We start from the raw sequence: 24,450 nt of genomic DNA on the forward strand, positions 1-24,450 counted from the left end.
TCATGCCGCCAGCTCGTCGTAGCTCACTGTTGCTGTGCCGAACTTGCCGACGACGATGCCACCGGCTTTGTTGGCCAGGCGCATGGCTTGTGGGAGCGGCGCGCCGGCGGCCATCAGCACCGCCAGCGTCGCGATGACGGTATCGCCCGCACCGGTCACATCGAACACCTCGCGGGCACGAGCCGGCTCGTGCGTGATGCCGCTGGCGTCGAACAGCGTCATGCCTTCCTCGGAACGGGTCAGCAACACGGCGCCGATATTGATTCCAGCGCGCAGTGCCGCGACCTTCTCGCGCAGCTCGGCTTCACCGCGCCACGCACCGGTCACCTGGGCGAGTTCGCCGCGGTTGGGGGTGATGACGTCCGCGCCGGCGTAGCGCTTGTAGTCGCTGCCCTTGGGGTCGACCAGCACGGGCTTGCCCACGGCGCGGGCCATCTCGATCATGCGCGGAATGTGCGTGAGGCCGCCCTTGCCGTAGTCGGAGAACAGCACGACATCGTGGTGCGGCAGCTGCTCGGCAAAGTCATCCAGCATCTCGCCCAGGGCCTCGTGGTCGGGCTCGTTCTCGAAATCCACGCGCAGCAGTTGCTGGGAGCGGCCGATGACGCGCAGCTTGACGATGGTGTAGAGCTGCTTGTCCTCACGCAGCACGGTCTCGATGTCGCGCTCGTGCAGCATTTCGCGCAGGCGGCGGGCCGGCTCGTCCTGGCCGACAACGGTCAGCAGCGTGGCCCGCGCGCCCAGCGTGCGGATGTTGAGCGCGACGTTGGCGGCGCCACCGAGTCGTTCTTCCTCGCGCTCGATGCGCACGACGGGTACCGGCGCTTCGGGGGAGATGCGCTCCACGGCACCGTGCCAGTAGCGATCCAGCATGACGTCGCCGACGACGAGGATGCGGCGGGAGGCGAGCAGTTCACGCGAGGGCAGGGCGCTCATTGGCCCACGCCCAGGTTGGCCTCGATCAGGCCGCACAGCGTGTGGCCGATCAGCAGGTGCGCCTCCTGGATGCGGGCGGTGATGCCGTGCGGCACGATGATGCTGTCGTCGCACAGCGCGCCCAGCTTGCCGCCGTCGCGGCCCAGCAGACCCAGCGTGTAGATGCCCATGGCCTTGGCGGCCTCGACGGCGCGCAGCACGTTGGCAGAGTTGCCTGAAGTCGATATGCCGAACAGCGCATCGCCGGCGCGGCCCAGGCCTTGCACCTGACGCACGAACACGTCGTCGAAGCTGTAGTCATTGCCGATGCAGGTCAGCGCCGAGCTGTCGGTCGTCAGCGCCAGGCCGGCGAGCGGGCGGCGGTCCTTGATGAAGCGGCCCGTCAGCTCGGAGGCCAGGTGCTGGCTGTCCGCGGCCGAGCCGCCGTTGCCGCAGAACATGATCTTGCCGCCGGCCCTCAGCGTGGCGGCGAGGCGTTGGCCGGCCTGGTGCACTTGGGGATCCAACGCTCCGAGCACCTGCATCAGTTGCAGGTGTTCGTCGAGATTGCGTAAAAACAGGGAACTCATGGGAAATCACGGGCTCGCGCCCGCCTGCAGACCGATGTTTCAAGTATCGGCGATGGGTGGCCGTGCCAACCGGTGCGGGGCTGCAGCGAGTGATTGGCTACGCTCCAAAGATCTAGGGCCGGCGTGGCTTCACTTGTCGCGGGCGATGAGCTGGACCAGGGCGCTGAAAGGTGACACCAGGCCACGCCGCCAGTTGCGCTCGACGATGTCGCGGTCACCGCTGCGCAGCTTGAGCACGGCGGGCAGTACGCGCGGGCAGGGCACCAGGGCCAGGCGGGCGTACAGGTGGCGTTGGCGCCAGCCCACGCCGGCTTGCCATGCGAGAGGGCCGTCTTCTGCGCGCAGCAGCACCAGGCGGGCGAGTTGTGGCTCGCGGTCCAGCAGCTCGCCTGCCGCCATCTGCATCAGCAGATGGCGCTGGGATTCATCGGTCAGTGCCTGCGCGACACGGGCATGTCGACCTTCGCCGTGCAGGCGTTGCAGCAGCGCCTCTGCGCCTTCGTCCAGTGCGCAGTCAAAGGCCGTCGCCAGGGCGGTGACAAAGCGGCCGCCGGGCACCGAGGCCATCAGCCAGTTCTCGACAATGGGCAGCTCGGGGCGCGTCGTGTAGCGGTCGATGTAGAAGCCGACGTAGTCTGCAGCGCGGCGCCGGCGCGTCTCATGCAGCCAGCCCAGGTCGCGGCTCAGCAGCATGGAGGCGTCCATCCAGACACCGCCGTGCCGCGCCAGCAGCTGGATGCGCAGCCAGTCGGCCTGGCGGTCGGCCGGCATGTCGTCGAAGTCGGCGCGCAGTTCGGACAGCCATTGGCCGACGCTGTCACGGTCCAGCAGGCGCAGTTGGTGGTCGGGCGCGAAGCGGCGCCAGTTGGCCAGGCAGGCCTGGATGAAGGCCGGTGCCGGGCCGGGCTGCCAGTAGGTCCAGATGATCCTGGGGATCTCGTCCTGGCAGAGCGGCGTGTTGTCGCCCACCATGACGGCGCGGGTCTGCGTCGGCACCCTGGCCCGCAGCACGGTGGCCAGTTCGCGCAGCAGCAGGACCGCGATCAGGGCGGTGACGGCCGCGGGCAGCCAATCCATCAGGTCAGCCGGCGGCCCAGTTGCCGCTCGAGGATGGCCAGCGGGCTGGCGGCGGGCTCGACCTGGGCCTGGGCCGGCAGATGCAGCGTCTGCTCCATCATGAACTGGCCGGACATGACCGCATGGGACGTTTGGTCGGAGTAGCAGACCCAGGTCGAACCGGGCGGGAACGGCATCTCGACCTGCGGGCTGCTGCGCTGGTAATCCAGGTCACCCTTCATGCCGTCGTGCAACTGCAGCATCAGGTGGTCGTACTCGGTGCGCAGCGACTTGGTCACGTGCAGGGCCTTGAGGGCTTTGGCCTGCCAGGCCACATAGGGCTTGGCGCGGGGCACGAAGCGGCGGGCGATGTCCTCGAAGGCCTCGCCGACACGCCAGATGCGCGGCTCGCCGTTGGGATTGAGGTTGGTGAACACGCGCAGGATGCGCTCGCCGCGGTTGGGCCGCGAAGGGAAAGCGTCGATATGCAGCCGGCGGTCGTCGGCGCGCCAGGACTGCACCCGCGACTCGACCTGCATAGGGCGGTAGCTCGTGGGGGCCAAGCGCAGCGACGGCTTGTAGGCTGGCGCAATCGCGTCGATCAAGGCGCAGGCCTGGGTGCGAAAGCGCCCGATCAGGGCCGCGAGCCGCTCCTTCTCCTCACCTTGCACGGCGGCGCCGGCCAGCACGCCGTCATGGCGCAGGCTGATATTGCGGGACTTCTCGTCGCGCACGTCGGGGCGCAGCAGTTTTTGCTCGTCGGGCGTCAGCTCGAAGCGCAGTCCGGGGAAGAACAGCACCCGGCCCGCCTCAAGGTCAGGCACCAGGCCGGGCTTGGACGAAGTCCAGTCGCGGCTGTCGACAGTGATGATTCGGTTGTCCATGCCGGTGGTCTGTCATTCTTTCCAGTGGTCGGCGATCCACTTCGCGGGCCGGGCATGGCGCCAGTTGCCATGCGAGCGGCCCACCAGCGCATCGGGTGGGTTCATCACGCCGTGGAAGACCAGCACGCGCGCACCGGCCGGAATGAAGGGGTCGCGCCAGAAGCTGGTGGGCCACATCGGCAGGCAGTGGTATTTGTAGCTGGCACACCAGTCCTTGGGCCAGTAGGCCAGCTTGCCCTGGTCGTGCAGGAAATGGCTGAGATATTCCTGCTCGTTGCGGTACTTGGCGCGCACCTCGTCCTGGTGGGCGATGAAGTGGGCCAGCACGTCGGCGTGGGCGCCGATGCGGAAACGGTAGACCGAGGAGTTGCCCGTCACGCGCCAGGGGCGCTTCCAGTCCTTGATGATGAGGAAGTCGCCGGGCACCTCGAAGAATTCGGTCAGGTCGCCGACGATGACGACGTCCAGGTCCAGGAACAGGGCCGTGCCTTTCAGGCCGAAGAGGTCCGCCTGGTAGGTGCCGAGCTTTTTCCAGCCGCCATCGCGCTTGCCTGGGCTGGCGTGCGTCTCGGGCAGCGGCAGGCTTTCGACCTCGGAGCGGATGCCGTGGGTGTCATCGGTGAAGCAGACGAAGCGGAACGGGCCGCGGAGGTGGCGCGCGGCCATGCCGTACAGGCGGTTGACGTACTCGGGGCCGTACTTGGTGCCCCACTTCATGCAGATGACGAAGCGGTCTTCGGCTGCGCTGCTCATTTCAGTTGTTCCATAGTCATTGCGGGCCGAGCGCCGGGCTGCCGTGGGCCAGAGGCCGACGGCCTGTCGTAGGCACAAGCAGTCCACATGGACTGCTTGTGTCCGACTCCAGTTCGCCAAGCCGGCCCGCGCTGGCGATGTGCTTGCCGGTCAATCCGGCAAGCATCGCCGCCCCCCCGGGGGGCCGATCAGGCGCACCGCGTTCAGCGGTGTGCGGCTGGGCGAGGGGCTTCATCTACGCGAGTTCCTCGATGGGTTGCGGCGGATAGCTGTCCCAGTTCAGGCAGGCCGGGCATTGCCAGAAGTAGTGGGCGGCCTCGAAACCGCAGGCGGCACAGCGGTAGCGTTGCAGCGGTTTGGCGGCCTTTTCCAGCGCCTGGATCATGGGAGCGGCCTCGTCGGCGGGCAATGCGCCGGCATTGAGCTTGAGCAACTCCGTGGCAGCCGACAGGGCCGGCTGCTCGCGCAGATGGACTGCCAGGCGCTCACGCTGCGGGCCCGGCTGCAGGCCTGCCAGTGCGCGCAGCAACTGCATGCTGGGCGAGCGGTGGTACTGCTCGCTGATCAGCGCGATGGCGCGCTCAGGCTGGCCCAGAGATTTGGCGGCGGCGGCGCAGTCGGCTGCAACAAGGTTGAAGGCCGGCGGGTTGGCTGCGAGCAGCTTGGTGAAGGCGGCAAGCGCGGCTTCAGCCTGGCCAGCCTTGAGTAGCATCTGGCCCTGCAGTACGTAGGCGCGAGCCGCTTCGGGCGCGCGTCGCTGCGCCTGTTCAAGCAGGGAGGGCACCAGGTCGACATGCCCCTGGGACTGGGCAACCAGGGCCTGCTCGCAGAGGTAATGCGCGATACGACCGGAGAAGGAGCCCGTGCCCGCGGCTTCCAGCTCGGCGGCAACCTCGGCGGCCTTGGACCAGTCCCGTGAGCGCTCATACAGGGACAGCAGGGCCAGGCGCGCTTCACGCTCGAAAGCGGTACCGCGCAGTTCGGCATAGGCCGCCTCGGCGCGGTCGAACAGGCCAGCCTTGAAGAAGTCCTGGGCCAGTTCGTGCTGGGCGCGGTCGCGGTCGGTTTGCGCCAAGTCGCCGCGGCGCAGCAGATGTTCGTGCACCCGCACGGCGCGCTCGGTCTCGCCGCGGCGGCGGAACAGGCTGCCCAGGGCGAAGTGCAGCTCGGAGGTGTCGGGGTCGTTCTGTACGGCCTCGATGAAGGCGTCGATGGCCTTGTCCTGCTGTTCGTTCAGCAGCAGGTTCAGACCCTTGAAATAGGCCTTGGGCGAATCACGCTGTTCCAGCTTCCACTGCTTGGAGTCGAGCTTGGAGGCCAGCCAGCCGAGGACGAAGACGACGGGCAGGACGAAGAGCAGCCAGCGCGGATCAAACTCCATCTTGGTGGGCGGCGTAAGGGGCTGCGGGGACTTCGGGCGTGGATTGGGGTGCGCCGGGCAGGGGTTCGACGCGTTGGGCGGCGCGGCGGTGGCGCCACCAGGCAGGCACCATGGCCAGCACGCCAAAGGCGGCGCCGAAGCCAAAGGCCAGCAGCACGATGATGACCTGCGGCGCGCGCCACTCGTGGCCGAAGAACCAGCGCACGGTGGCCTCGTGGCTGTTGTTCAGCGCAAAGGCGAACAGTGTGAAGAAGAGCAGGGCTCGCAGGAGCCAGACAAGGGTGCGCATGGCCCCGGATTCTGACTCAGGCTGACTCAGACGTCGGTGACCGGCAAGTGCTTGTCGACGGCCTCGCGCAGCGCCTTGCCGGGCTTGAAGTGAGGTGCCAGCTTCTCTGGAATCATGACTTGCTCGCCGCTGCGCGGGTTGCGCCCGACGCGGGGAGGGCGGCGACTGATGGAGAAGCTGCCAAAGCCGCGGATCTCGATGCGGTGGCCGCGCGCGAGGGCGTCGCTCATCGCGTCGAGGATGGTCTTGACCGCGAACTCGGTGTCGCGCTGGGTCAGTTGGCCAAATCGTTCGGCGAGCACGGCGACGAGGTCGGAGCGGGTCATGGCGGAGCGCTTGTTTGTCGTTCTGAATTGAAACAGGCCCGCTGGCGAGGCCGGCGAGCCTGTGGGGAGCATACCCGGCCTCGTGAGAGGCCGGGCAGGTCAAACAAGGCTTAGTTGCCCTGGTTGTCCAGCTTGGCGCGCAGCAGGGCGCCCAGGCTGGTGGTGCCGGCGTTTTCACGCTCGCTCGACTGGCTCAGGCGCTGCATGGCTTCCTGGTTGTCGGCGTTGTCCTTGGCCTTGATGGACAGCTGGATGTTGCGGGTCTTGCGGTCGATGTTGACGACGACAGCGGTGACTTCGTCGCCTTCCTTCAGCACGTTGCGGGCGTCTTCCACGCGATCGCGGGAGATTTCCGAAGCGCGCAGATAGGCCATCACGCCGTCAGCCAGCTCGATCTCGGCGCCGCGCGGGTCGACGGTCTTGACCTTGCCGGTCACCGAAGCGCCACGGTCATTGATCGTGGTGTAGGCAGTGAAGGGGTCGCTGTCCAGCTGCTTGATGCCCAGCGAGATGCGCTCGCGCTCGACGTCCACGGCCAGCACGACGGCTTCGACTTCCTGGCCCTTCTTGAAGTTGCGAACGGCGGTTTCGCCGGTCTCGTCCCAAGACAGGTCGGACAGGTGCACCAGGCCGTCGATGCCCTGGGCCAGGCCCACGAACACGCCGAAGTCGGTGATCGACTTGACCGGGCCCTTGACCTTGTCGCCGCGCTTGACGTTCTCGGCGAACTCTTCCCACGGGTTGGCCTTGCACTGCTTCATGCCCAGGCTGATGCGGCGCTTGTCTTCGTCGATTTCCAGGACCATGACTTCGACTTCGTCGCCCAGCGAGACCAGCTTGCTGGGGGCGATGTTCTTGTTGGTCCAGTCCATCTCAGACACGTGCACCAGGCCTTCGATGCCCGGCTCGATCTCGACGAACGCACCGTAGTCGGCGATGTTCGTGACCTTGCCGAACAGGCGCGTGCCCGTCGGGTAGCGGCGAGCAACGCCGAACCACGGGTCGTCGCCCAGCTGCTTGATGCCCAGCGAGACGCGGTTCTTCTCGGCGTCGAACTTCAGGACCTTGGCGGTCAGTTCCTGGCCAACCGTCACGACTTCGGACGGGTGACGGACACGGCGCCATGCCATGTCGGTGATGTGCAGCAGGCCGTCAATGCCGCCGAGGTCGACGAACGCACCGTATTCGGTGATGTTCTTGACCACGCCGTTGACGATGGCGCCTTCGGACAGCGTCTCGAGCAGCTTGGCGCGCTCTTCACCCATGGAGGCTTCGACCACGGCACGACGCGACAGCACAACGTTGTTGCGCTTGCGGTCGAGCTTGATGACCTTAAATTCCATGGTCTTGCCCTCGTAGGGGCTCATGTCCTTCACCGGGCGCGTGTCCAGCAGCGAGCCGGGCAGGAAGGCGCGGATGCCGTTGACCAGGACGGTCAGGCCGCCCTTGACCTTGCCGGAGACGGTGCCGGTGACGAAGTCGCCGGACTCCAGGGCCGTTTCCAGGCTCAGCCACGAGGCCAGGCGCTTGGCCTTGTCGCGCGACAGGATGGTGTCGCCGTAGCCGTTTTCGATGGCGTCGATGGCCACCGACACGAAGTCGCCGACCTGGACTTCCAGTTCGCCCTGGTCGTTCTTGAACTCTTCGATGGGCACGTAGGCTTCGGACTTGAGGCCTGCGTTGACGACGACGAAGTTGTGTTCGACACGAACGACTTCGGCCGAGATCACTTCGCCAGCGCGCATGTCGGAGCGCTGCAGCGACTCCTCGAACATGGCGGCAAAGGATTCCATGCCGGAGGCTTGGGCGGTTTGGGTTTGGGACATGTGATGGATCCTGATGCGTCGGGGAGCCCCGACGCGGCGTGCAGACGAGCTGCGGGTTAAGTTGTTGACATCGTGGCCCTCAGTGAACTGACGTTCGGAGGGAAGGGCTACGGGCCGTGGCTTCTCAAGCCTGGACCTTTCTCAGCGCTTCGAAAGTAACGAGGCGCGTCAAAAAGGCCGGCGCTGTTGCCACCAATCCAGCACCTGGTCCACCGAGGCTTCGATGGTCAGCGCCGAGTTGTCGAGCAACTGCGCGTCCTGCGCGGGAACCAAAGGCGAGGCCGAGCGGTTCTTGTCCCGTTCGTCCCGCGCTTCCAGATCTTCGCGCAAGCTGTCGATATTAGCCGAAATTCCCTTGGAAATCAACTGCTTATGCCTGCGCTCGGCACGCGTTGCGGCGCTGGCGATGAGGAATACCTTGAGGGAGGCGTCAGGGAAGATGGCTGTGCCCATGTCGCGGCCGTCGGCGACGAGACCGGGCAGGCGGCGGAAGTCGAGTTGCAACTGATGCAGGGCCTTGCGCACCTGGGGATGGACGGCGACCTGTGAGGCCAGCAGGCCGGTCGCCTCGGCGCGCAGCCGGGCACTGACATCTTCCTGGCCCAGGAAGACATGGCCGTCGCCGAACCGAAGTTGCAGCGTCGGCACGATGGCGGCGACGGCGTCGCCGTCGTCCAGGTTCAGGCCGGCGCGACGCGCGGCCAGGCCTGCGACGCGGTAGAGCGCACCGGAGTCAAGCACGCCAAAGCCGAGCGCCTTGCCCACCTCATCAGCCAGCGTGCCTTTACCAGAGGCAGTCGGGCCGTCGATGGTGATAACCGGAACGTCGGCAGCGTTGGCGATCACGACGCCGAACAGCGTCTCGAAATAGTCCGGAAAGGTCTTGGCGACGCAGTGTGGTTCGAGGATACGCACCGGCACGGCGGCGTCGGTGACCAAGCCATTGAATGCGGCCAGCGAGAAACACATCGCGACGCGGTGGTCGTCGTAGGTGTGGATGGCCGCAGCCTTCCAGTCCTTCAATGGTTCGACCCGGATCCAGTCCGGCCCCTCGTCGACCGTGGCACCCAGCTTGCGCAGCTCCGCGGCCATGGCAGCAATGCGATCGGTCTCCTTGACGCGCCAGCTGGCGATGTTGGTCAGCGTGGTCGCGCCGTCGGCATACAGCGCCATCACCGTCAGCGTCATCGCCGCGTCGGGGATGTGGTTGCAGTCCAGCGTGATGCCCTTGAGCGGCCAGGCGCCACGGCGGACTTCCAGCCAATTCGGGCCGGTCTTGATCTGCGCACCCATGGCGGCAGCTGCCTCGATGAAGCGGACATCGCCCTGCAGGGATTCGCTGCCGACGCCTTCGATGCGGATCGGCGCATCGGTCGCGGCGATGGCGCCCAGGCCGACGAAATAGGACGCCGAGGACGCATCTCCTTCGACGAAGACCTCGCCGGGCGAGCGATAGCGGCTTGCGGCCGGGATGATGAAAGCCTCCCAGCCTTCACGCTTCACTGCGATGCCAAAACGCTCCAGCAGGGCCAGCGTGATCTCGATATAGGGCTTGGAGATGAGCTCACCGATGACTTCGACGCGGATGTCGTGCTCGGCCACGAGTGGCAGGGCCAGCAGAAGCGCTGTCAGGAACTGGCTGGACACGTCGCCGCGCACACGCACCGGCGCATCCAGCGCAAGCGTGGACGGGCCGCGCAGGCGCAGCGGCGGGTAGCCGGCATTGCCAAGGTCGTCGATCTCACAGCCCAGGCCGCGCAGCGCGTCGACGAGGTCACCGATGGGACGCTCATGCATGCGCGCCACGCCGGACACCTCGAAGCTCGCTCCCTGCGTCGCGGCCAGCAGGGCAAGCGCTGCCGTCAACGGCCGCATGGCGGTGCCGGCGTTGCCGAGAAAGAGTTTGGCTTCCCTGGCGCGAAGGCGGCCACCCAGGCCATCGATGACGACGGCATCGCCTTCGTTCCAGACGCCGCAGCCGAGCGCTCGCAGCGCATCGAGCATGACGGCCGTGTCGTCGGACGCCAGCAGGTCGCGCACGACGGTCTTTCCTTCGCTCAAGGCCGCCAGCAGCAGCACGCGGTTGGAAATGCTCTTGGAGCCGGGCAGGCGCACGGCGCCTGCGGCGCCGCGCAGGGGCGGCAGGTCGAGAAAGGGGATCTTGAACATCACTTGCCGGCCGGTCGGCCGGGAGGGACTGCAGGAGGAGGATTGCCCCAGGCCAGGCGGCCTTCGGAGATGGGGCGCAGTGCGGCTTCGAGTGCCGTGGCGTCGCCCGCTTCGATCAAGGCTTCGAGCTGGTCCAGCATGGTGCGAAAGCGCTTGGACTGGGCCAGCACTTCATGCTTGTTGGCCAGCAGGATGTCGCGCCAGACGCCCGGCTCGCCCGCAGCGATGCGGGTGAAGTCGCGAAAACCTGGGCCGGCCAGGCTCAGGTAGTCGCGCGCGGCCGGCTGCTCGGCGATAGCCTGGAAATAGGCGAAGGCCAGCAGATGGGGTAGATGGCTGACCGCGGCGAAAGCCGCGTCATGGTTGTGCGGTCGCATCTTCAGCACGGTGGCGCCCAGGGCCGACCAGACGTCGGTGGCACGCTGCACAAGCTGCGGGTTGGTGAAGGGCTGGGGCGTCAGGATGACCTGGCGGCCTTCATAGAGATTGGCCTCGGCATGTTGGACGCCGCCCGACTCCTTGCCGGCGATGGGGTGGCAGGGCACGAAGCTCGACGCGCGGTCGCCCAGGGCGCGGCGCGAAGCCTCAATGACGTCGCATTTGGTCGAGCCGACGTCCATGAACAAGACGCCCGGATTGACGAGGTGGCGGATGGCCTTGAGCGTGCTCTCGGTGGCCGACACGGGCACCGCAATCAACACGATGTCCGAACCCGACACCGCCAGCAGCGCCGATTCGGCGGCCACGTCGATGACCCCCAGCTTCTTGGCCTGTTCGGTCGTAGACGGCGACTTGCTGTAGCCGACGACGCGCTTGACCAGGCCGGCCTTTTTCATTGCCAGCGCGAAGCTGCCGCCCATCAGGCCGCATCCAATCACACCCAGCTGCTGAAACATGGTCTTAGGCCTTCACCGGGTAGGCGCCGAGGATCTTGAAGAAGGCGCAAATCTCGCGCAACTCGGCCAGCGCGTCGGCCACGTGGCGCTGCGTCGGATGGCCGTCGAGGTCGATGTAGAAGTAGTAGTCCCACTGGCCGGTGCGGGCCGGGCGGGACTCCAGGCGGGTCATGGACACACCGTGCTTCTTCAGCGGTACCAGCAGATCGTGCATGGCGCCGGGCCGGTTGGGCACCGAGACGACCAAGCTGGTGCAGTCGCGCCCGGTGGCCGGCGGCGTAGCCATCGTCTGCGGCAGGCAGATGACGGCGAAGCGCGTGCGGTTGTAGGCCTCGTCCTGGATGGCATGAGCCGTGATGTGCAGACCGAAGACGGTCGAGGCACGGTCGCTGCCCAGGGCCGCCCAGGCGGGGTTGGTGGCGGCCAGGCGCGAGCCCTCGGCATTGCTGGAGACGGCGCGGCGCTCGACGTCGGGCAGGTGCTTGTTCAGCCAGTTCTGGCATTGGGCCAGAGCCTGCGGGTGCGCAAGCACGGCCTCGATGCCGTGCATCGACGGTTCCTTGCGCATCAGGTTGTGGCGGATCAGCAGGCTGACCTCGCCGACCACGTGGCAGGGCGTGTGCAGGAACAGGTCTAGCGAGCGTGTGACGACGCCCTCGGTCATGTTCTCGACGCCGACGACCCCGAACTGCGCGCTGCCGCTGGCCGTCGCGTGGAAGACCTCGTCGAAGTTTGCGCAGTAGGTCATGTCAGCGGCGCCGCCAAAGTATTCGAGGGCCGCCTGCTCGCAGAAGGTGCCGACGGGTCCGAGCACGGCGACGCGCTGTGGCGACTCCAGCGCCAGGCAGGCCGACATGATCTCGCGCCAGATGGCTGCCACATGCTCGGACTTCAGCGGGCCGGGATTGGCGGCGCGGATCTTGTCGATGACCTGGGCGACGCGGTCCGGGCGGAAGAAGGGTGTGCCTTCTGCGCGCTTGATTTCTCCCACTTGCTCGGCGACGCGGGCGCGCTGGTTCAGCAGGTCCAGCAGCTGGCGGTCCAGGCCGTCGATCTGGTCGCGCAGCGCGAGCAGCGCCTGGGAGGCGACAGGTTCAGCCATGGCGGGCCTCGAAGTCCTTCAGGAATGACACCAGCGCCTGCACACCTTCCAGCGGCATTGCGTTGTAGATGGAAGCGCGCATGCCGCCCACCGACTTGTGGCCCTTGAGCTGCAGCAAACCAGCTTCCTTGGCCTCGGCCAGGAAGCTCTCGTTGAGCTTCTCATCCTTCAGGAAGAAAGGCGCGTTCATGCGTGAGCGGCAGCTGGCGTCGACACGGTTTTCGTAAAAGTCGGAGGCATCCAGCGTCGCGTAGAGCAGGCCCGCCTTGTCGATATTGCGCTGCTCGATGGCGGCCAGGCCGCGCTTGCCGGCGTACTCAAAGTCTTTCACCCACTGAAACACCAAACCCGCCACATAGATTGCAAAGGTCGGCGGCGTGTTGAACATGGATTGGGCCGCCGCCACGGTTTCGTAGTTGAAGGCCGAAGGGCAGATCTCCAGAGCGCGGCCCAGCAGGTCTTCGCGCACGAACACCAGGGTCATGCCGGCGGGGCCGATGTTCTTCTGTGCGCCACCGAAGGCCAGGCCGACGCGGCTCCAGTCGATGGGACGCGACAACAGGTGGGAGGAGCAGTCGATGACCAGCGGCACGCCGTTGCCGATACGAGGCAGATCGTGGAACTCGATGCCGTCGATGGTCTCGTTGGTGCAGACATGGACATAGCTTGCGTCGCCGCGCAGCTGCCAGTCGCCGGGGATGGCATGCCCGCTGCCGACGTCGGCGGCGATCTGCACGTCGGCATAGCGGCGCGCCTCGGCAGCGCTCTTGCGCGACCAAGAGCCCGTCACGACGACGTCCACCTTGCCGCCACGGCTCAGGTTCAGCGGCACGATGGCGTTCTCGCCCAGCCCGCCGCCTTGCATGAACAGGATGCGGAAGTTGGCCGGCACGGCGAGCAGCTCGCGCAGATCTCGCTCGGCCGCTTCCGCGATGGAGATGAACTCCTTGCCGCGGTGGCTCATCTCCATGACGCTCATGCCGCTGCCGTGCCAGTCCAGCATCTCGGCCGCCACCTGTTGCAGCACCGGTTCAGGCAGTGTGGCGGGGCCGGGGGCGAAATTGAACGGGCGGGCTTTGGTCATCGAGATCCGGGAGGCTACTTCTTGGGCGCTGAGGCTGCGGGCTTGGGCGCTGCGGCCGGCGGCGGAGGCTGCAGGCCCAATTGCTTGGCCAGCGTGGCCTGCAGGGCCTTGAGACGGCCTTCCAACGTGGGGCCGGCCTCGGCCATCACCTTTTGCGCGACGGCCTTCTGCAGTTCGACGCTGGCAAGGCCGAATTTCTGGCTGACCGGTGATTCTGCCCAGGCGACGACCTGCTTCAGTTCGTCCTCGTTGAAGCGTTCGTCCAGCAGGGCCGAAGCCGTGGGACCAATTGCCTTGGCAATCTTGTCCTTCAGGTAGGGCACGTTTTCCTCGATGAACTTCTTCAGCTCGGCGTCCATGGCCTTGGCCGTCGCGTCGCGCTTCTCGGCCGGCACCTGCTGCAGCGCGGCACGGCCGCCTTGCGTCAGCTGCGGCAGGGGCTGCTGCACGATGCTGGCCGCCATGCTGTCGGCCATGCCCTGCTGTTGCAGGGCCACGATCTTGTCGATCAGGGCCTTCTTGGCCGGTGACGGATCGGCCAGGGCGGTACCGGTGGCCAGGGCCAGGGCGAGGGCCAGGCCCAGGTTGCGAGAGGTCATGTGATCAGTCCTTGGGGGCTTCGGAAGAGTCATCGGTAGGGCCGGCCTCGCCATCTTCGGCAGGGGCATCGGTCTCATTGGCGTCGTTCTCGACGATGCGCTGCAGGCCGGACAGCTTGCTGCCGTCGTCCAGCGCGATCAGTGTGACGCCTTGCGTAGCGCGGCCGAGTTCGCGGATCTCGCTGACGCGGGTTCGCACCAGCACGCCCTTGTCGGTGATCAGCATGATCTCGTCTTCGGGACGCACCAGCGTCGCTGCAACGACGCGGCCGTTGCGCTCGCTCTGCTGGATGGCAATCATGCCCTTGGTGCCGCGGCCGTGGCGGGTGTACTCGACGATGGACGTGCGCTTGCCGAAGCCGTTCTCGGTGGCGGTCAACACGCTCTGGGTCTCGTCTTCGGCCACAAGCATGGCGATGAGGCGCTGGTCGGGCTCAAGCATCATGCCGCGCACGCCGCGGGCGGTACGGCCCATTGGGCGCACATCGTCCTCGTCGAAGCGCACGGCCTTGCCGCCGTCGCTGAACAGCATCACGTCGTGGTGACCGTCGGTCAGTGCGGCGCCGATCAGGTGGTCGCCCTCGTCCAGGTCGACGGAGATGATGCCGGCCTTGCGGGGATTGCTGAAGTCCTTCAGAGAGGTCTTCTTGACCGTGCCCATGGCCGTGGCCATGAAGATGAAGTGATCTTCAGGGAAGCTGCGGAACTCACCGGTCAGCGCAAGCACGACGGTGATCTTCTCGTCGGCCTGCAGCGGGAACATGTTGACGATGGGCTTGCCGCGCGAGTTGCGCGAGCCTTGCGGCACTTCCCAGACCTTGAGCCAGTAGACGCGGCCGCGGTTGGAGAAGCACAACAGCCAGTCGTGCGTGTTGGCGATGAAGAGCTGGTCGACCCAGTCGTCGTCCTTCGTCTGCGTAGCCTGCTTGCCGCGGCCGCCGCGCTTTTGGGCGCGGTATTCGCTCAGCGCCTGGCTCTTGATATAGCCGGTGTGCGAGAGCGTCACGACCATGTCGGTCGGCGTGATCAGGTCCTCGGTGCCGAGTTCCTGCGCGTTGTGCTCGATGACGCTGCGGCGTGCACCCAGCTTGGTCTGGCCGAACTCGTTCTTCAGCTGAACCAGCTCGTCGCTGATGATGGTGGTCACCCGGGCCGGCGTGGCCAGGATGTTGAGCAGATCGGCGATCTCCGCCATCACGCCCTTGTACTCGTCGACGATCTTGTCCTGCTCGAGGCCGGTCAGGCGCTGCAGGCGCATCTGCAGGATTTCACCGGCCTGCGACTCGGACAGGCGGTACAGGCCATCGGCCTGCATGCCGTATTCCGGCTCAAGGCCCTCGGGGCGGTAGGCGGAGGGGCCACCGGCCGACAGCGTCTCGGTGCGCGACAGCATCTCGCGCACCAGCGACGAATCCCAGCTCTTGGCCATCAGCGCGGCCTTGGCAACAGGCGGCGTCGGCGAGGTTTTGATGGTCTCGATGAATTCGTCGATGTTGGCCAGCGCGACCGCCAGGCCTTCCAGCACATGGCCGCGCTCGCGGGCCTTGCGCAGTTCGTAGATCGTGCGGCGGGTCACCACCTCGCGGCGGTGCTCCAGGAACACGATGATCATGTCGCGCAGATTGCACAGCTTGGGTTGGCCGTCGACGAGGGCCACCATGTTCATGCCGAAGCTGTCTTGCAGCTGCGTCTGCTTGTACAGGTTGTTCAGCACCACCTCGGGGACTTCACCGCGCTTGAGTTCGATGACCACGCGCATGCCGGACTTGTCGGACTCGTCCTGGATGTGGCTGATGCCCTCGATCTTCTTTTCCTGCACCAGCTCGGCAATGCGCTCAAGCAAGGTCTTCTTGTTGACCTGATAGGGGATTTCGTCAACGATGATCGACTGGCGCGCGCCCTTGTCGATGTCCTCGAAATGCACCTTGGCGCGCATGACGACCCGGCCGCGCCCCGTGCGGTAGCCATCGCGCACGCCAGCCAGGCCATAGATGATGCCGGCGGTCGGGAAGTCGGGCGCCGGGATGATCTCCATCAGCTCGTCGACGGTGCATTCCGGGCTTTTCAGCGCGAACAGGCAGGCGTCGACAACTTCGTTGAGGTTGTGCGGCGGGATATTCGTGGCCATACCCACGGCAATACCCGACGAACCATTCACCAGCAGATTCGGCAAACGGGTCGGCAGAACCAGGGGTTCCTTATGGCTGCCGTCATAGTTCGGCCCGAAATCGACGGTTTCCTTGTCGATGTCTGCCAACATTTCGTGAGCGATTTTGTCGAGACGAATCTCGGTGTATCGCATTGCAGCGGCGTTATCGCCGTCGATGGAACCGAAGTTGCCTTGACCGTCGATCAGCATGTGGCGCAGGCTGAATGGCTGCGCCATGCGGACGATGGTGTCGTAAATGGCCGAGTCGCCGTGCGGGTGGTATTTACCCATGGTCTCACCTACCGCCTGCGCGCTCTTGCGGTACTTGGCGTTGTAGGTGTTGCCCATCTCGTTCATCGCGTACAGCACGCGACGGTGCACCGGCTTCAGGCCGTCACGCGCATCGGGCAGGGCGCGTCCCACGATCACGCTCATCGCGTAGTCGAGATAGGAGCGGCGCATCTCCTCCTCGAGGCTGATCGGGAGGGTTTCCTTGGCGAACTGGGTCATGCGGCGGGATGACGCACGCGCTACACGGCCGCGGCGTCCTCAGAGGTAGGTGAAAGGCGCGAATTCTATGCGGCCCGCCCCCCTGTAGCAGCAGCGCAACATCGTCACCATGGCCTTGAACGTAGGCCGCCACAATGCGTTGGTCTCGGTGCCCCCATGGCACAATCGTCGAGTCCCTAGGAGAAACCCTAAAGTCTCTCCTGAGGTTAGAGGTTGAGTACTGACTCTCGCAGGGCAACTGCGGCATTCCTTGAGAGGAGAATCATGAAGAAACTGAATCGTGTGGCGTCGCTGTTTGCGGTGGCCGCGGTCGCCGTTGCTGCGTCTGGCGCATCGGCCCAAGCTATCGACAACTGGCGCGCAACCGACGGCACCGTCTGGAAGAACGGCACCAACGAATATTGCTGGCGCGACAATTTCTGGACACCCGCTACGGCGGCCAAGGGCTGCGATGGCGAAATCAAGCCGGCACCCAAGGTTGAGCCGCCGGCACCGGTTGCTCCCCCGCCTCCGGCGCCGGCTCCCCAGCCTCCGAAGCCGGTTCCCCCGCCGCCGGCTCCGGTCAGCGAGAAGGTCACCTTCGCCGCTGATGCCTTCTTCGACTTCGACAAGTCGACGCTGAAGCCCGAAGCCACCGCCAAGCTGGACGACCTGGTCAGCAAGACCAAGGGCATCAACCTGGAAGTCATCATCGCCGTGGGCCACACCGACTCGGTGGGCAGCGATGAGTACAACCAGAAGCTGTCGATCCGCCGCTCGGAAGCCGTCAAGGCTTACCTGGTTGGCAAGGGTGTCGAGCCGAACCGCGTCTACACCGAAGGCAAGGGCGAAAAGCAGCCCGTCGCCGACAACAAGACGACCGAAGGCCGCGCCAAGAACCGCCGCACCGAAATCGAAGTCGTCGGTACGCGCAACAAGTAAGCTCAGCGCCCTCGGGCGCTTTGCGCAAAGCCCCGCACGGTCCGCCGTCGGGGCTTTTCTACTTTCTGGATGTCATGACGATCAACGCCGACCCGCAAGAGCTCGCCAAATTCGGCGAACTGGCCCACCGCTGGTGGGACCCCGAGAGCGACTTCAAACCGCTGCACCAGATCAACCCGCTGCGCCTCGGATGGATTCAGCAGCTCTGCCCTTTGGCAGGCAAGCGTGTGCTGGACGTCGGTTGTGGCGGCGGCATTCTGAGCGATTCCATGGCGCGTGCCGGCGCCCAGGTGCTGGGCATCGACCTGTCGACCAAGCCGCTGCGCGTCGCAGAACTGCATGCCATGGAGGCAGGGACCGAAGGCGTGGAATACCGCGAGATCGCTGTCGAAGCGTTGGCCACTGAACAGCCGGCCAGCTTCGACGTGGTTACCTGCATGGAGATGTTGGAGCATGTGCCCGACCCGGCCTCGGTCGTGCGGGCGCTGGCGACGCTGGTCAAGCCCGGCGGCTTGGTCTTCCTGTCGACGCTCAATCGCAACGCCAAGTCGTTCTTGCTCGCCATCGTTGGCGCGGAATACGTACTGCAGATGCTGCCCAAGGGCACGCACGAATATGCGCGCTTCCTGAAGCCGTCGGAGCTGTCGCAGTTCTGTCGCGACGCCGGGCTGGAGCTGCAAGGCAGCCGCGGCCTGACCTACAACCCGCTCACGCAGCGCTACAGCCTCGGTAGCGACACCGACGTGAACTACCTGCTGGCTTGCCGCCGTCCCGCTTGAAGCTGCTTGCGTCTTGGTCGCACCTGCGGGCCGTGCTGTTCGACCTGGACGGCACACTGGTCGACAGTGCCGCAGACCTCGCGGCGGCCGCCAATGCGATGCGCGCCGACCGCGGTCTCGCCCCGCTGCCACTCTTGCAATATCGGCCGCACGGCGGCTCGGGCGCGCGTGGCATGCTGGGCCAAGCCTTCGACACGGCGCCTGGTCAGTCGGGCTATGACGAACTCAAGCGTGAATTTCTGGATCGCTACGAAGCGGTGATGTATGACAGCACACGTGCCTTTCCCGGCATCGAGGCGGAGCTTCTCGGGCTCGCAGATGCGGGCATGACATGGGGCATCGTCACCAACAAAGCCGAGCGCTTCGCCTTGCCGCTGGCCAAGGCGCTGGGCTTGGCGGCCGGCGCCATCGTGGGTGGCGACACGACGGGCCATACCAAACCGCACCCCGCCCCACTGCTGGAGGCCGCACGCCGCCTGGGCGTGGCACCCCAGTCCTGCCTCTACGTTGGGGATGACGAACGGGACATCCTCGCAGGTCGGGCCGCAGGCATGTCAACGGCCACCGCGGCATGGGGCTATCTCGGCGAGAGCGGTGAATTTCGTCATTGGGGCGCCGACCTGGAACTGTCTGCGCCGGGAGAGCTCTTGAAAGCGCTCGGTCTGGCCTAAAATGCGAGGTCTCTGGGGCCGACTTGGTTTCGACGTGGGTGCGGATCCGGAGTAGGGCATGTCGAGCACCAGTCCGCTCGTAAAACCACTGGAAACAAAGTAACTGCAAACGACTCTACGTTCGCACTCGCCGCTTAATTGCGGATGAGCTTCTCAACGGCAGGCCGATGGGCCGGGCTGAGTTCCGCAAGGGGCAAAGCTGAGAAGTCACTCACATCGGCTGGCGTCGTACCGGGTCACTCGGTAGGGCGTGAGATCAAGTGACTGGCGGAAAAGCTAGCGTGCCACTGCGCGAGTTGACCGTGAGATTCAAATCAGCCGGCTAAACATGTAGATCTGCCCGGTGATGGCTTGCGGACGGGGGTTCAATTCCCCCCGGCTCCACCATCTTAGAGGTCTCAGCTAGTCCCGCAAGGTCCCGCTGAGCTGAAAGGCCCAAGTAAATCAACGACTTGGGCCTTTTTCTTTGCCCACTGCATCCCTTGACGTCTCACGGAGTCCCCAAGCGTCATGGGTAACTTCATGGGTAAGTCCCGTGGGCCGGATAAAATAGCTGGAAAGTTACCCATACATGTGACCGAGCGGTGATGAGATGACGGCTAGCGATCTCTTGTCGGATAGAGCGATCAAGGCAGCGCTCAAGGCGGCAGAGGTTTCCGGCGCCCCTTCCAAGGTGAAGGACGGAGCGGGACTTCGGCTTGATGTCCGGCCCAACAAGTCAGGATGGTGGCGATTCCGCTACTGGTTCGACGGTAAAGAGCGCATGCTGTCCTTGGGCACGTATCCCGAGACGTCCCTAGGGCAGGCCCGTGCGAAACGAGATGAGGCGCGCCGCCAAATCGCTGCCGGGGTGGACCCGAGCGCTTTAAGAAAGAGCGAAAAGGTGGCGCAAGCCAGCCGGGTGGAGGCACTAGCGCTGGAGGCAGCTGGGCTTCCTCCAGTCGGCTCCTTTCAGGCTGTAGCGCAGGAATGGCTGGAGACCGTTCATCAGGCGAAGGTCAGCGCGGGCCATCATTCCCGCACGCGTATTCGGCTTGAGCAGGACGTCTTCCCTTGGCTGGGTCGAAGGCTCATTTCTGAGATTACGGCGCCGGAGTTGCTGGCCGTGCTCCGCAAGGTGGAGGGGCGGGGCGCTATCGAGACGGCGCACCGGATCAAGGACGCTTGTGGTCAGGTGTTTCGTTTTGGGATCGCCACGGGCGCGTGCGCGTCGAATCCGGCGGCAGACCTGCGCGACGCCCTGCGGCCAGTGCAGAGTCGCCATCACGCAGCACTGACAGACCCAGGCGAGGTCGCGAAGCTGTTGCGGGCTGCCGATGAGTATTCAGGCCAGCGAACGACCCAGGTCGCGTTGCAGTTGTCCCCGTTGCTGCTACTCCGTCCTGGTGAATTGCGGCACTTGGAGTGGGCATGGATCGACCTGGACCTCGCGTTATTGACGATCCCGGGCAGCGTCATGAAGCGCACCAAGGCGCAGAAAGAGGACGGGCCGCCGCACTTGGTGCCCTTGGCTCGCCAGGCGGTGGAGGCACTGCGCGCCTTGCTACCCTTCACCGGAGACGGTCGGTACGTCTTCCCGGCGTTGACGACCCGGCAACGATGCATGAGCGAGAACACGGTGCGTTCGGCATTGCGGCGCCTGGGTTATGCCAATGATGAGATGACCGCGCATGGCTTTCGTGCCATGGCGCGAACGATGCTCGCTGAGCGATTGAACTTCGCCCCCGAGGTCATTGAAGCTCAGCTTGCGCATGCCGTAGCTGACGCGCTGGGACGAGCCTATAACCGTACGCAGTATCTCGACCAGCGAGTCTCGATGATGCAGGCTTGGGCCGACTACCTCGAACGACTCAGGCTAGGCATCACGTCAGCTCCGCCTTGACATGGTGGGGGTCGTTGGTTCGAATCCAATCGCGCCTACCAAATTCGGTAGGTAGAACAAGCACTTAGTGGCGACGCTAGGTGCTTTTTCTTTGCCCGTACGAAAAAGGTACGAAAAACCGAGCGGCCGAATTTCGTCATTTGGCTTTTAGTCGGGTTGCTGACTTGATGGCCATGGCCCGAGTGCGAACGTGAAGCAGCGCCTGGTGCTCGTGTCGCGACGTGCAGAGAGGCAGTTGCCGGTGAATAGGGCTGCCAAAGATTGACGGAGTTGATTTCGGCAGGCGCGGCTGCCTGCTCAGTCGAGTGGCGCGACTAGGGGGTGACCATGGGTGACCGACCTCAAGCACGGTGGTGCGAGGTGAACGATCAGCGCAAGCGGAGCATGTGGTCCGACTCGCCTTTCTTGACTTCGACGACCGCATCCAGCGCCTTGACCATCTCGGCGAAGCTTGCGTGTCCGTGGTCCTTGGTGTCGAAGGTCGGATCCAGGCGCTTGACCATGTGCCAGACCGAGCCCTTGTTGACCCAGGGCTCGCCTTTGGTTTCTGCCAGCAGGCGCACTGCGCGGCGCAGCATCTCGGCTGCGGGATCGGGTGGTGGCGACGGTGGGGCGACCTTCTGTCCGGCAGGTGTCGGTGGCTCATCGGCAAGTGGGGGCGCGATGAGAGCGCCGTAGTAGCGGAACTCGTGGCAGCTCTTGGCCCAATGCTTGTTGGTGTTCCGGCGGTTGCCGATGCCGATGAGCGTCCGGCCAGCTGCTTTGATCTTCTGCGCGACCGGCATGAAGTCGCTGTCGCCGCCCATGATGACCACGGTGCGGATGAGCGCGCGCGGCGCACTGATGGCCGCGCCGGACGGAGTACCTGACCATGATCCGTGAGACTGCCCAGCCGGGCGGCAGCACAGCCAAGCTGGCCAAGCGCCTGCCGCGCTTCCTGCAGATCCTGAGGCACGGCGGCGAGGCGCCGCGCGACCACCACATCGACATGCGGCTGCAACTGCTGCCCCAGGCTGGCACGTGTTTCGGCCTGTTCCGGCCTCATGAGGCCGAGCTGCTGCAGATCATGGGCTCGCAGTTCGTTCAGGCCTACAGCCTCAGACATGACTCGAAGATCTGCGAACTCTTCGATCACGAGTTCGCCCGCTGCATGCGGGCTTGCCATGACCGCGTGTCGACGATCATGGACGTGGAACCCGACGAGGGCGCGGTGAACCGGCTCCGGGCCATCGTGAACGTCCCGGAGGAGATGGCCCAGGTAATGACCCAGCACCTGCACCAAAGGCACGCATGGTTCAGTGAGAGGTTCGTGACATTCATGGAGATGGTGCAGCGCCTGCATGCGCTGCTGGGCCCTGCCATCGCGCCGCTGAATGCACAACTGGCGCTGTCGGGCAGCTTTGCCAACCTGCTTCACAGCCGGCACCTGCGCCTGGACGTCAATGCGCACCAGGGGCTGGGGCTGGAGCCGCTGTGGCGCATCCTGCTCAAACTCCAGTTCTCGCGCGACGGCAATGAAAGCATGCTGTCCGGCACCGTCAAGCCCCTCATCGAACAGTTCGTGCAGCAGAACTCGCAGTGGTTCAGACTGGAGATCCACCGCCCGAGCGCGGTGGAGGGGGAAAACAAGTCGGATGCGTTCAACCTCTTTTTCGTTCAGCCCGGCAGCCAGCTGACCTACGAGCCGCTGTGCCTGAAGATCAGGCTGGTGCGCCAGGGCTCGAATGCAATGCCGCCGCTTACTTGGATCGAGGGCGTGCCCGTCACGGACCTGCGCTACCAGATCGCCGACTACACGCGCCGCGCCGCGAAGGTGGAGGAACTGGTCGTGAAACAGGCCTTGAACAAGGCCCGGCGCGCCTCTTTGCTCATGGCGACGCAGTTGGAGATCGCCTCCGACGAGTAGCCGGCCCCGGGACGCTCAGTGCTCGAGACATGACCGCCGGCAGGGGCTTGTGCCAAGGGGAGGACGTCACGCGGACCAGATTACGGCCGACCTTGCTCGTCGTGGACAAAACTCTGCTGCGTTCCAAGAGCTGCTTGAGTACGGTCGCCAGGTCTGCGAAAGGGAGGCTTAACCTCTCGAACCGATCTTCAACCGAGTGTCCGGGACTTCAATCCTCGGACCTTGCTCTGAGATCAACCATCCGGGAAGTGCTTTGCGTAGGGTATTGGCCGCTGCCGAGTTGGCAACCCTCACAAGCATGGTTCGACCACTGCTGTCGAGGACATCTCCACTTTGGGAGGCAACAGCCGCCTCTGCCTCGGCTGGCGAGGCGGCGCTTTCCTCTGAACGGCGAAGGACTAGTCGCACCATAAGCATTGTTATAGCACTACCAGGGTTTGCAGTTCCCCTGTCCTACACCATCAACCCGACTCCTTCCAGGGGTTGAATGAACCCCAGCGTCTTGGCGGCGCCCGTGATCAGACCCACGATAGCGATGGATCGGTTGCGGTCTCGGGGCATGTTGAGGACCGTCTTGTTTGCGGAGAGGAGTGCAGCCGCCGCCCCCGTGACTGCGGGGCAAGCCATACTGGTCCCCGACATCACCCCGTACTTCCCGCCTGGAAGCGTCGAAACGATGCCGCCGCCAGGGCCGCAGACGTCGATCGGTGGGCCGACGTTCGAGAAGGCGGACACATAGACCTTCGAATCACTCTTCCCAAACGGTGCCACCTCGTCCAGGACTTCATTGGAAGACGCTGGATAGGTGCCTTTCTTTCCCAGACTGCTCACCGCCACGGCGACATTCCAGGCCGCAGGGTACGACACTGGTTTTCGGCCGTCGTTGCCGGCGGCGGCGATGCAGACCGTGCCTTGGTCAAAGGCATCCTTCATCGCGGCATGGACCGTGTCGTCGGGGATGGAAGAGCCCAGGCTGAGGTTTAGCAGGTCGCAGCCGTGTTTGACACCCTGATCGATCGCGCGAATGATGTCGTAGTTTTCTGCACCGGCTCCAGAGTTAGGGAAAACGCGGTAGCTCATCAGCGTCACTTGCGGTGCGATGCCCCGTTTGCCAGGCGCGTGGTGAGGGTCCGCCGGATTCAGTGAGCCCCGGCTCGAGATGATGCCGGCCACATGGGTGCCGTGATCGCCTTGCTTGGCGGCGGGGCCTGAACCGCCCGCGTCGCCTTCGCTGTAGACAAAAGCGGCACCTCCAGTGACTGCCAAGTCCGGGTGGGTGGCGTCAACGCCGGTGTCGATGACGCCCACGGTGACACCTGCACCAGCGTCGACAGGTCGATTGCCGTACAAGATCGCCGCGAAGTCCGGGACCGCCAGATCGACGGGCTCGACCTCATGCGTGGTGCCGCCCTTGAGGGTGAAGTTCTTTCTTCCATATCCCCAGTAGCCGGCAGGCGAATACGCCACGAGCAATTCCAGCTTCACCGAGTTGCCAGGGAACCCGAGGCTGGCTACTCCTTTGCTATTGGTCTTGCCGCTGGCCCCGACCCTGCTGGCGAAGTCCGTAAATGCCACGACAGTGATGCCCTGAACGGGCTTCTTGCTCTTGGCATCGACGAAGGTGACCTGCAGCTTCGTGGTCAGTCCCAAGGCCGCCGCTGGCATTGCCTTGGTAAGGATTTCAAGCTGCGGCATGCGCATCAGTTGGTACGTGACCAACGGCATCGCCTTCACACCCGGGTCGGAAACGCGCAGCGCCGCG

The 24,450-nt window shown here is 65.1% G+C and carries 22 protein-coding genes and 1 other RNA gene; 6 read left to right on the forward strand and 17 right to left on the reverse strand.

Annotation, left to right across the window (positions count from 1 at the left end; genetic code table 11):
- The 15 genes from rfaE1 to gyrA form a co-directional block, all read right to left on the reverse strand.
- Window positions 1-936, reverse strand: a complete 936-nt coding sequence (gene rfaE1 / locus ASC95_RS19650; protein WP_057299382.1) for a D-glycero-beta-D-manno-heptose-7-phosphate kinase — start codon at window positions 934-936, stop codon at window positions 1-3.
- The gene (locus ASC95_RS19655) at window positions 933-1,505 is read right to left on the reverse strand and encodes an SIS domain-containing protein (protein WP_057299383.1); all 573 of its coding nucleotides are present in this window, start codon (window positions 1,503-1,505) and stop codon (window positions 933-935) included. Before ASC95_RS19655 ends, rfaE1 begins: the two co-directional genes overlap by 4 nt.
- Window positions 1,506-1,634: 129 nt before the next feature.
- Entirely contained in the window at window positions 1,635-2,582 is a 948-nt protein-coding gene (locus ASC95_RS19660) for a glycosyltransferase family 32 protein (RefSeq protein ID WP_057299384.1), read from the reverse strand.
- Entirely contained in the window at window positions 2,582-3,445 is an 864-nt protein-coding gene (locus tag ASC95_RS19665; RefSeq protein WP_057299385.1) for a Kdo hydroxylase family protein, read from the reverse strand. The genes ASC95_RS19660 and ASC95_RS19665 overlap by 1 nt, the downstream gene beginning before the upstream one ends.
- Before the next feature lie 12 nt (window positions 3,446-3,457).
- Complete coding sequence (locus tag ASC95_RS19670; protein ID WP_057299386.1) at window positions 3,458-4,198, reverse strand: hypothetical protein; 741 nt, start codon at window positions 4,196-4,198, stop codon at window positions 3,458-3,460.
- A 235-nt stretch (window positions 4,199-4,433) separates the two neighbouring features.
- Window positions 4,434-5,579 carry a lipopolysaccharide assembly protein LapB gene (gene lapB / locus ASC95_RS19675; protein WP_057299387.1) on the reverse strand — a complete coding sequence of 382 codons (1,146 nt, stop codon included), beginning with the start codon at window positions 5,577-5,579 and terminating at the stop codon, window positions 4,434-4,436.
- A complete protein-coding gene (locus tag ASC95_RS19680; RefSeq protein ID WP_057299388.1) occupies window positions 5,569-5,868 on the reverse strand; it encodes a lipopolysaccharide assembly LapA domain-containing protein in 300 nt (99 codons plus the stop codon). The genes lapB and ASC95_RS19680 overlap by 11 nt, the downstream gene beginning before the upstream one ends.
- Before the next feature lie 26 nt (window positions 5,869-5,894).
- The gene (locus tag ASC95_RS19685) at window positions 5,895-6,194 is read right to left on the reverse strand and encodes an integration host factor subunit beta (protein ID WP_057299389.1); all 300 of its coding nucleotides are present in this window, start codon (window positions 6,192-6,194) and stop codon (window positions 5,895-5,897) included.
- A 110-nt stretch (window positions 6,195-6,304) separates the two neighbouring features.
- Window positions 6,305-8,020: a 30S ribosomal protein S1 gene (rpsA, locus tag ASC95_RS19690; RefSeq protein WP_082567935.1), complete on the reverse strand. Its 1,716-nt coding sequence runs from the start codon at window positions 8,018-8,020 to the stop codon at window positions 6,305-6,307.
- A 168-nt stretch (window positions 8,021-8,188) separates the two neighbouring features.
- Window positions 8,189-10,189, reverse strand: coding sequence for a bifunctional 3-phosphoshikimate 1-carboxyvinyltransferase/cytidylate kinase (locus ASC95_RS19695; RefSeq protein ID WP_057299390.1), 2,001 nt, complete (start codon window positions 10,187-10,189; stop codon window positions 8,189-8,191).
- Window positions 10,189-11,085 carry a prephenate dehydrogenase/arogenate dehydrogenase family protein gene (locus tag ASC95_RS19700; RefSeq protein ID WP_057299391.1) on the reverse strand — a complete coding sequence of 299 codons (897 nt, stop codon included), beginning with the start codon at window positions 11,083-11,085 and terminating at the stop codon, window positions 10,189-10,191. The genes ASC95_RS19695 and ASC95_RS19700 overlap by 1 nt, the downstream gene beginning before the upstream one ends.
- 4 nt (window positions 11,086-11,089) lie before the next feature.
- A complete protein-coding gene (gene pheA, locus ASC95_RS19705) occupies window positions 11,090-12,187 on the reverse strand; it encodes a prephenate dehydratase (RefSeq protein WP_057299392.1) in 1,098 nt (365 codons plus the stop codon).
- On the reverse strand, window positions 12,180-13,271 hold the full coding sequence (gene serC, locus ASC95_RS19710) for a 3-phosphoserine/phosphohydroxythreonine transaminase (protein ID WP_057299393.1): 1,092 nt from the start codon (window positions 13,269-13,271) through the stop codon (window positions 12,180-12,182). Before serC ends, pheA begins: the two co-directional genes overlap by 8 nt.
- Before the next feature lie 14 nt (window positions 13,272-13,285).
- Complete coding sequence (locus ASC95_RS19715) at window positions 13,286-13,870, reverse strand: DUF2059 domain-containing protein (RefSeq protein WP_057299394.1); 585 nt, start codon at window positions 13,868-13,870, stop codon at window positions 13,286-13,288.
- A gap of 4 nt (window positions 13,871-13,874) precedes the next feature.
- Complete coding sequence (gyrA, locus tag ASC95_RS19720) at window positions 13,875-16,529, reverse strand: DNA gyrase subunit A (RefSeq protein ID WP_057299395.1); 2,655 nt, start codon at window positions 16,527-16,529, stop codon at window positions 13,875-13,877.
- A gap of 264 nt (window positions 16,530-16,793) precedes the next feature.
- Here gyrA and ompA point away from each other — a divergent pair, with 264 nt between their 5' ends.
- The 5 genes from ompA to ASC95_RS30095 all read left to right on the forward strand — a co-directional run bounded on the left by ompA (window position 16,794) and on the right by ASC95_RS30095 (window position 20,782).
- Entirely contained in the window at window positions 16,794-17,450 is a 657-nt protein-coding gene (gene ompA, locus ASC95_RS19725; RefSeq protein ID WP_057299396.1) for an outer membrane protein OmpA, read from the forward strand.
- Window positions 17,451-17,524: 74 nt separating this feature from the next.
- Entirely contained in the window at window positions 17,525-18,229 is a 705-nt protein-coding gene (gene ubiG / locus ASC95_RS19730) for a bifunctional 2-polyprenyl-6-hydroxyphenol methylase/3-demethylubiquinol 3-O-methyltransferase UbiG (RefSeq protein ID WP_057299397.1), read from the forward strand.
- A 32-nt stretch (window positions 18,230-18,261) separates the two neighbouring features.
- Window positions 18,262-18,900, forward strand: a complete 639-nt coding sequence (locus ASC95_RS19735) for an HAD family hydrolase (protein WP_235537979.1) — start codon at window positions 18,262-18,264, stop codon at window positions 18,898-18,900.
- 14 nt (window positions 18,901-18,914) lie between these two features.
- Window positions 18,915-19,287: a transfer-messenger RNA gene (gene ssrA / locus ASC95_RS30090) on the forward strand.
- 205 nt (window positions 19,288-19,492) lie between these two features.
- Entirely contained in the window at window positions 19,493-20,782 is a 1,290-nt protein-coding gene (locus tag ASC95_RS30095) for an integrase arm-type DNA-binding domain-containing protein (protein WP_082567937.1), read from the forward strand.
- Window positions 20,783-21,150: 368 nt separating this feature from the next.
- Here the strand turns inward: ASC95_RS30095 and ASC95_RS19745 are convergent, their stop codons facing one another.
- Entirely contained in the window at window positions 21,151-21,597 is a 447-nt protein-coding gene (locus ASC95_RS19745; protein ID WP_369820624.1) for an OST-HTH/LOTUS domain-containing protein, read from the reverse strand.
- Window positions 21,598-21,653: 56 nt separating this feature from the next.
- On the opposite strand from ASC95_RS19745, the gene ASC95_RS19750 reads away from it, so the two are divergent.
- Window positions 21,654-22,688, forward strand: coding sequence for a hypothetical protein (locus ASC95_RS19750; RefSeq protein WP_057299398.1), 1,035 nt, complete (start codon window positions 21,654-21,656; stop codon window positions 22,686-22,688).
- Window positions 22,689-23,141: 453 nt separating this feature from the next.
- On the opposite strand, the gene ASC95_RS19755 is transcribed toward ASC95_RS19750, so the two are convergent.
- Window positions 23,142-24,407 (reverse strand): S8 family serine peptidase, encoded by a 1,266-nt coding sequence (locus ASC95_RS19755; RefSeq protein ID WP_162250812.1) that lies wholly within the window; start codon window positions 24,405-24,407, stop codon window positions 23,142-23,144.
- Window positions 24,408-24,450 lie beyond the last annotated feature (43 nt).

Origin of the sequence: Pelomonas sp. Root1217 (genome assembly GCF_001425705.1) — a bacterium.
Taxonomy (GTDB): domain Bacteria; phylum Pseudomonadota; class Gammaproteobacteria; order Burkholderiales; family Burkholderiaceae_C; genus Pelomonas.

Excerpts from the sequence above, each read along its gene's own strand:
- rfaE1 (WP_057299382.1), bottom strand. The coding sequence starts at position 936 with ATGAGCGCCCTGCCCTCGCGTGAACTGCTCGCCTCCCGCCGCATCCTC.
- ASC95_RS19655 (WP_057299383.1), bottom strand. The coding sequence starts at position 1,505 with ATGAGTTCCCTGTTTTTACGCAATCTCGACGAACACCTGCAACTGATG.
- ASC95_RS19660 (WP_057299384.1), bottom strand. The coding sequence starts at position 2,582 with ATGGATTGGCTGCCCGCGGCCGTCACCGCCCTGATCGCGGTCCTGCTG.
- ASC95_RS19665 (WP_057299385.1), bottom strand. The coding sequence starts at position 3,445 with ATGGACAACCGAATCATCACTGTCGACAGCCGCGACTGGACTTCGTCC.
- ASC95_RS19670 (WP_057299386.1), bottom strand. The coding sequence starts at position 4,198 with ATGAGCAGCGCAGCCGAAGACCGCTTCGTCATCTGCATGAAGTGGGGC.
- lapB (WP_057299387.1), bottom strand. The coding sequence starts at position 5,579 with ATGGAGTTTGATCCGCGCTGGCTGCTCTTCGTCCTGCCCGTCGTCTTC.
- ASC95_RS19680 (WP_057299388.1), bottom strand. The coding sequence starts at position 5,868 with ATGCGCACCCTTGTCTGGCTCCTGCGAGCCCTGCTCTTCTTCACACTG.
- ASC95_RS19685 (WP_057299389.1), bottom strand. The coding sequence starts at position 6,194 with ATGACCCGCTCCGACCTCGTCGCCGTGCTCGCCGAACGATTTGGCCAA.
- rpsA (WP_082567935.1), bottom strand. The coding sequence starts at position 8,020 with ATGTCCCAAACCCAAACCGCCCAAGCCTCCGGCATGGAATCCTTTGCC.
- ASC95_RS19695 (WP_057299390.1), bottom strand. The coding sequence starts at position 10,189 with ATGTTCAAGATCCCCTTTCTCGACCTGCCGCCCCTGCGCGGCGCCGCA.
- ASC95_RS19700 (WP_057299391.1), bottom strand. The coding sequence starts at position 11,085 with ATGTTTCAGCAGCTGGGTGTGATTGGATGCGGCCTGATGGGCGGCAGC.
- pheA (WP_057299392.1), bottom strand. The coding sequence starts at position 12,187 with ATGGCTGAACCTGTCGCCTCCCAGGCGCTGCTCGCGCTGCGCGACCAG.
- serC (WP_057299393.1), bottom strand. The coding sequence starts at position 13,271 with ATGACCAAAGCCCGCCCGTTCAATTTCGCCCCCGGCCCCGCCACACTG.
- ASC95_RS19715 (WP_057299394.1), bottom strand. The coding sequence starts at position 13,870 with ATGACCTCTCGCAACCTGGGCCTGGCCCTCGCCCTGGCCCTGGCCACC.
- gyrA (WP_057299395.1), bottom strand. The coding sequence starts at position 16,529 with ATGACCCAGTTCGCCAAGGAAACCCTCCCGATCAGCCTCGAGGAGGAG.
- ompA (WP_057299396.1), top strand. The coding sequence starts at position 16,794 with ATGAAGAAACTGAATCGTGTGGCGTCGCTGTTTGCGGTGGCCGCGGTC.
- ubiG (WP_057299397.1), top strand. The coding sequence starts at position 17,525 with ATGACGATCAACGCCGACCCGCAAGAGCTCGCCAAATTCGGCGAACTG.
- ASC95_RS30095 (WP_082567937.1), top strand. The coding sequence starts at position 19,493 with ATGACGGCTAGCGATCTCTTGTCGGATAGAGCGATCAAGGCAGCGCTC.
- ASC95_RS19750 (WP_057299398.1), top strand. The coding sequence starts at position 21,654 with ATGATCCGTGAGACTGCCCAGCCGGGCGGCAGCACAGCCAAGCTGGCC.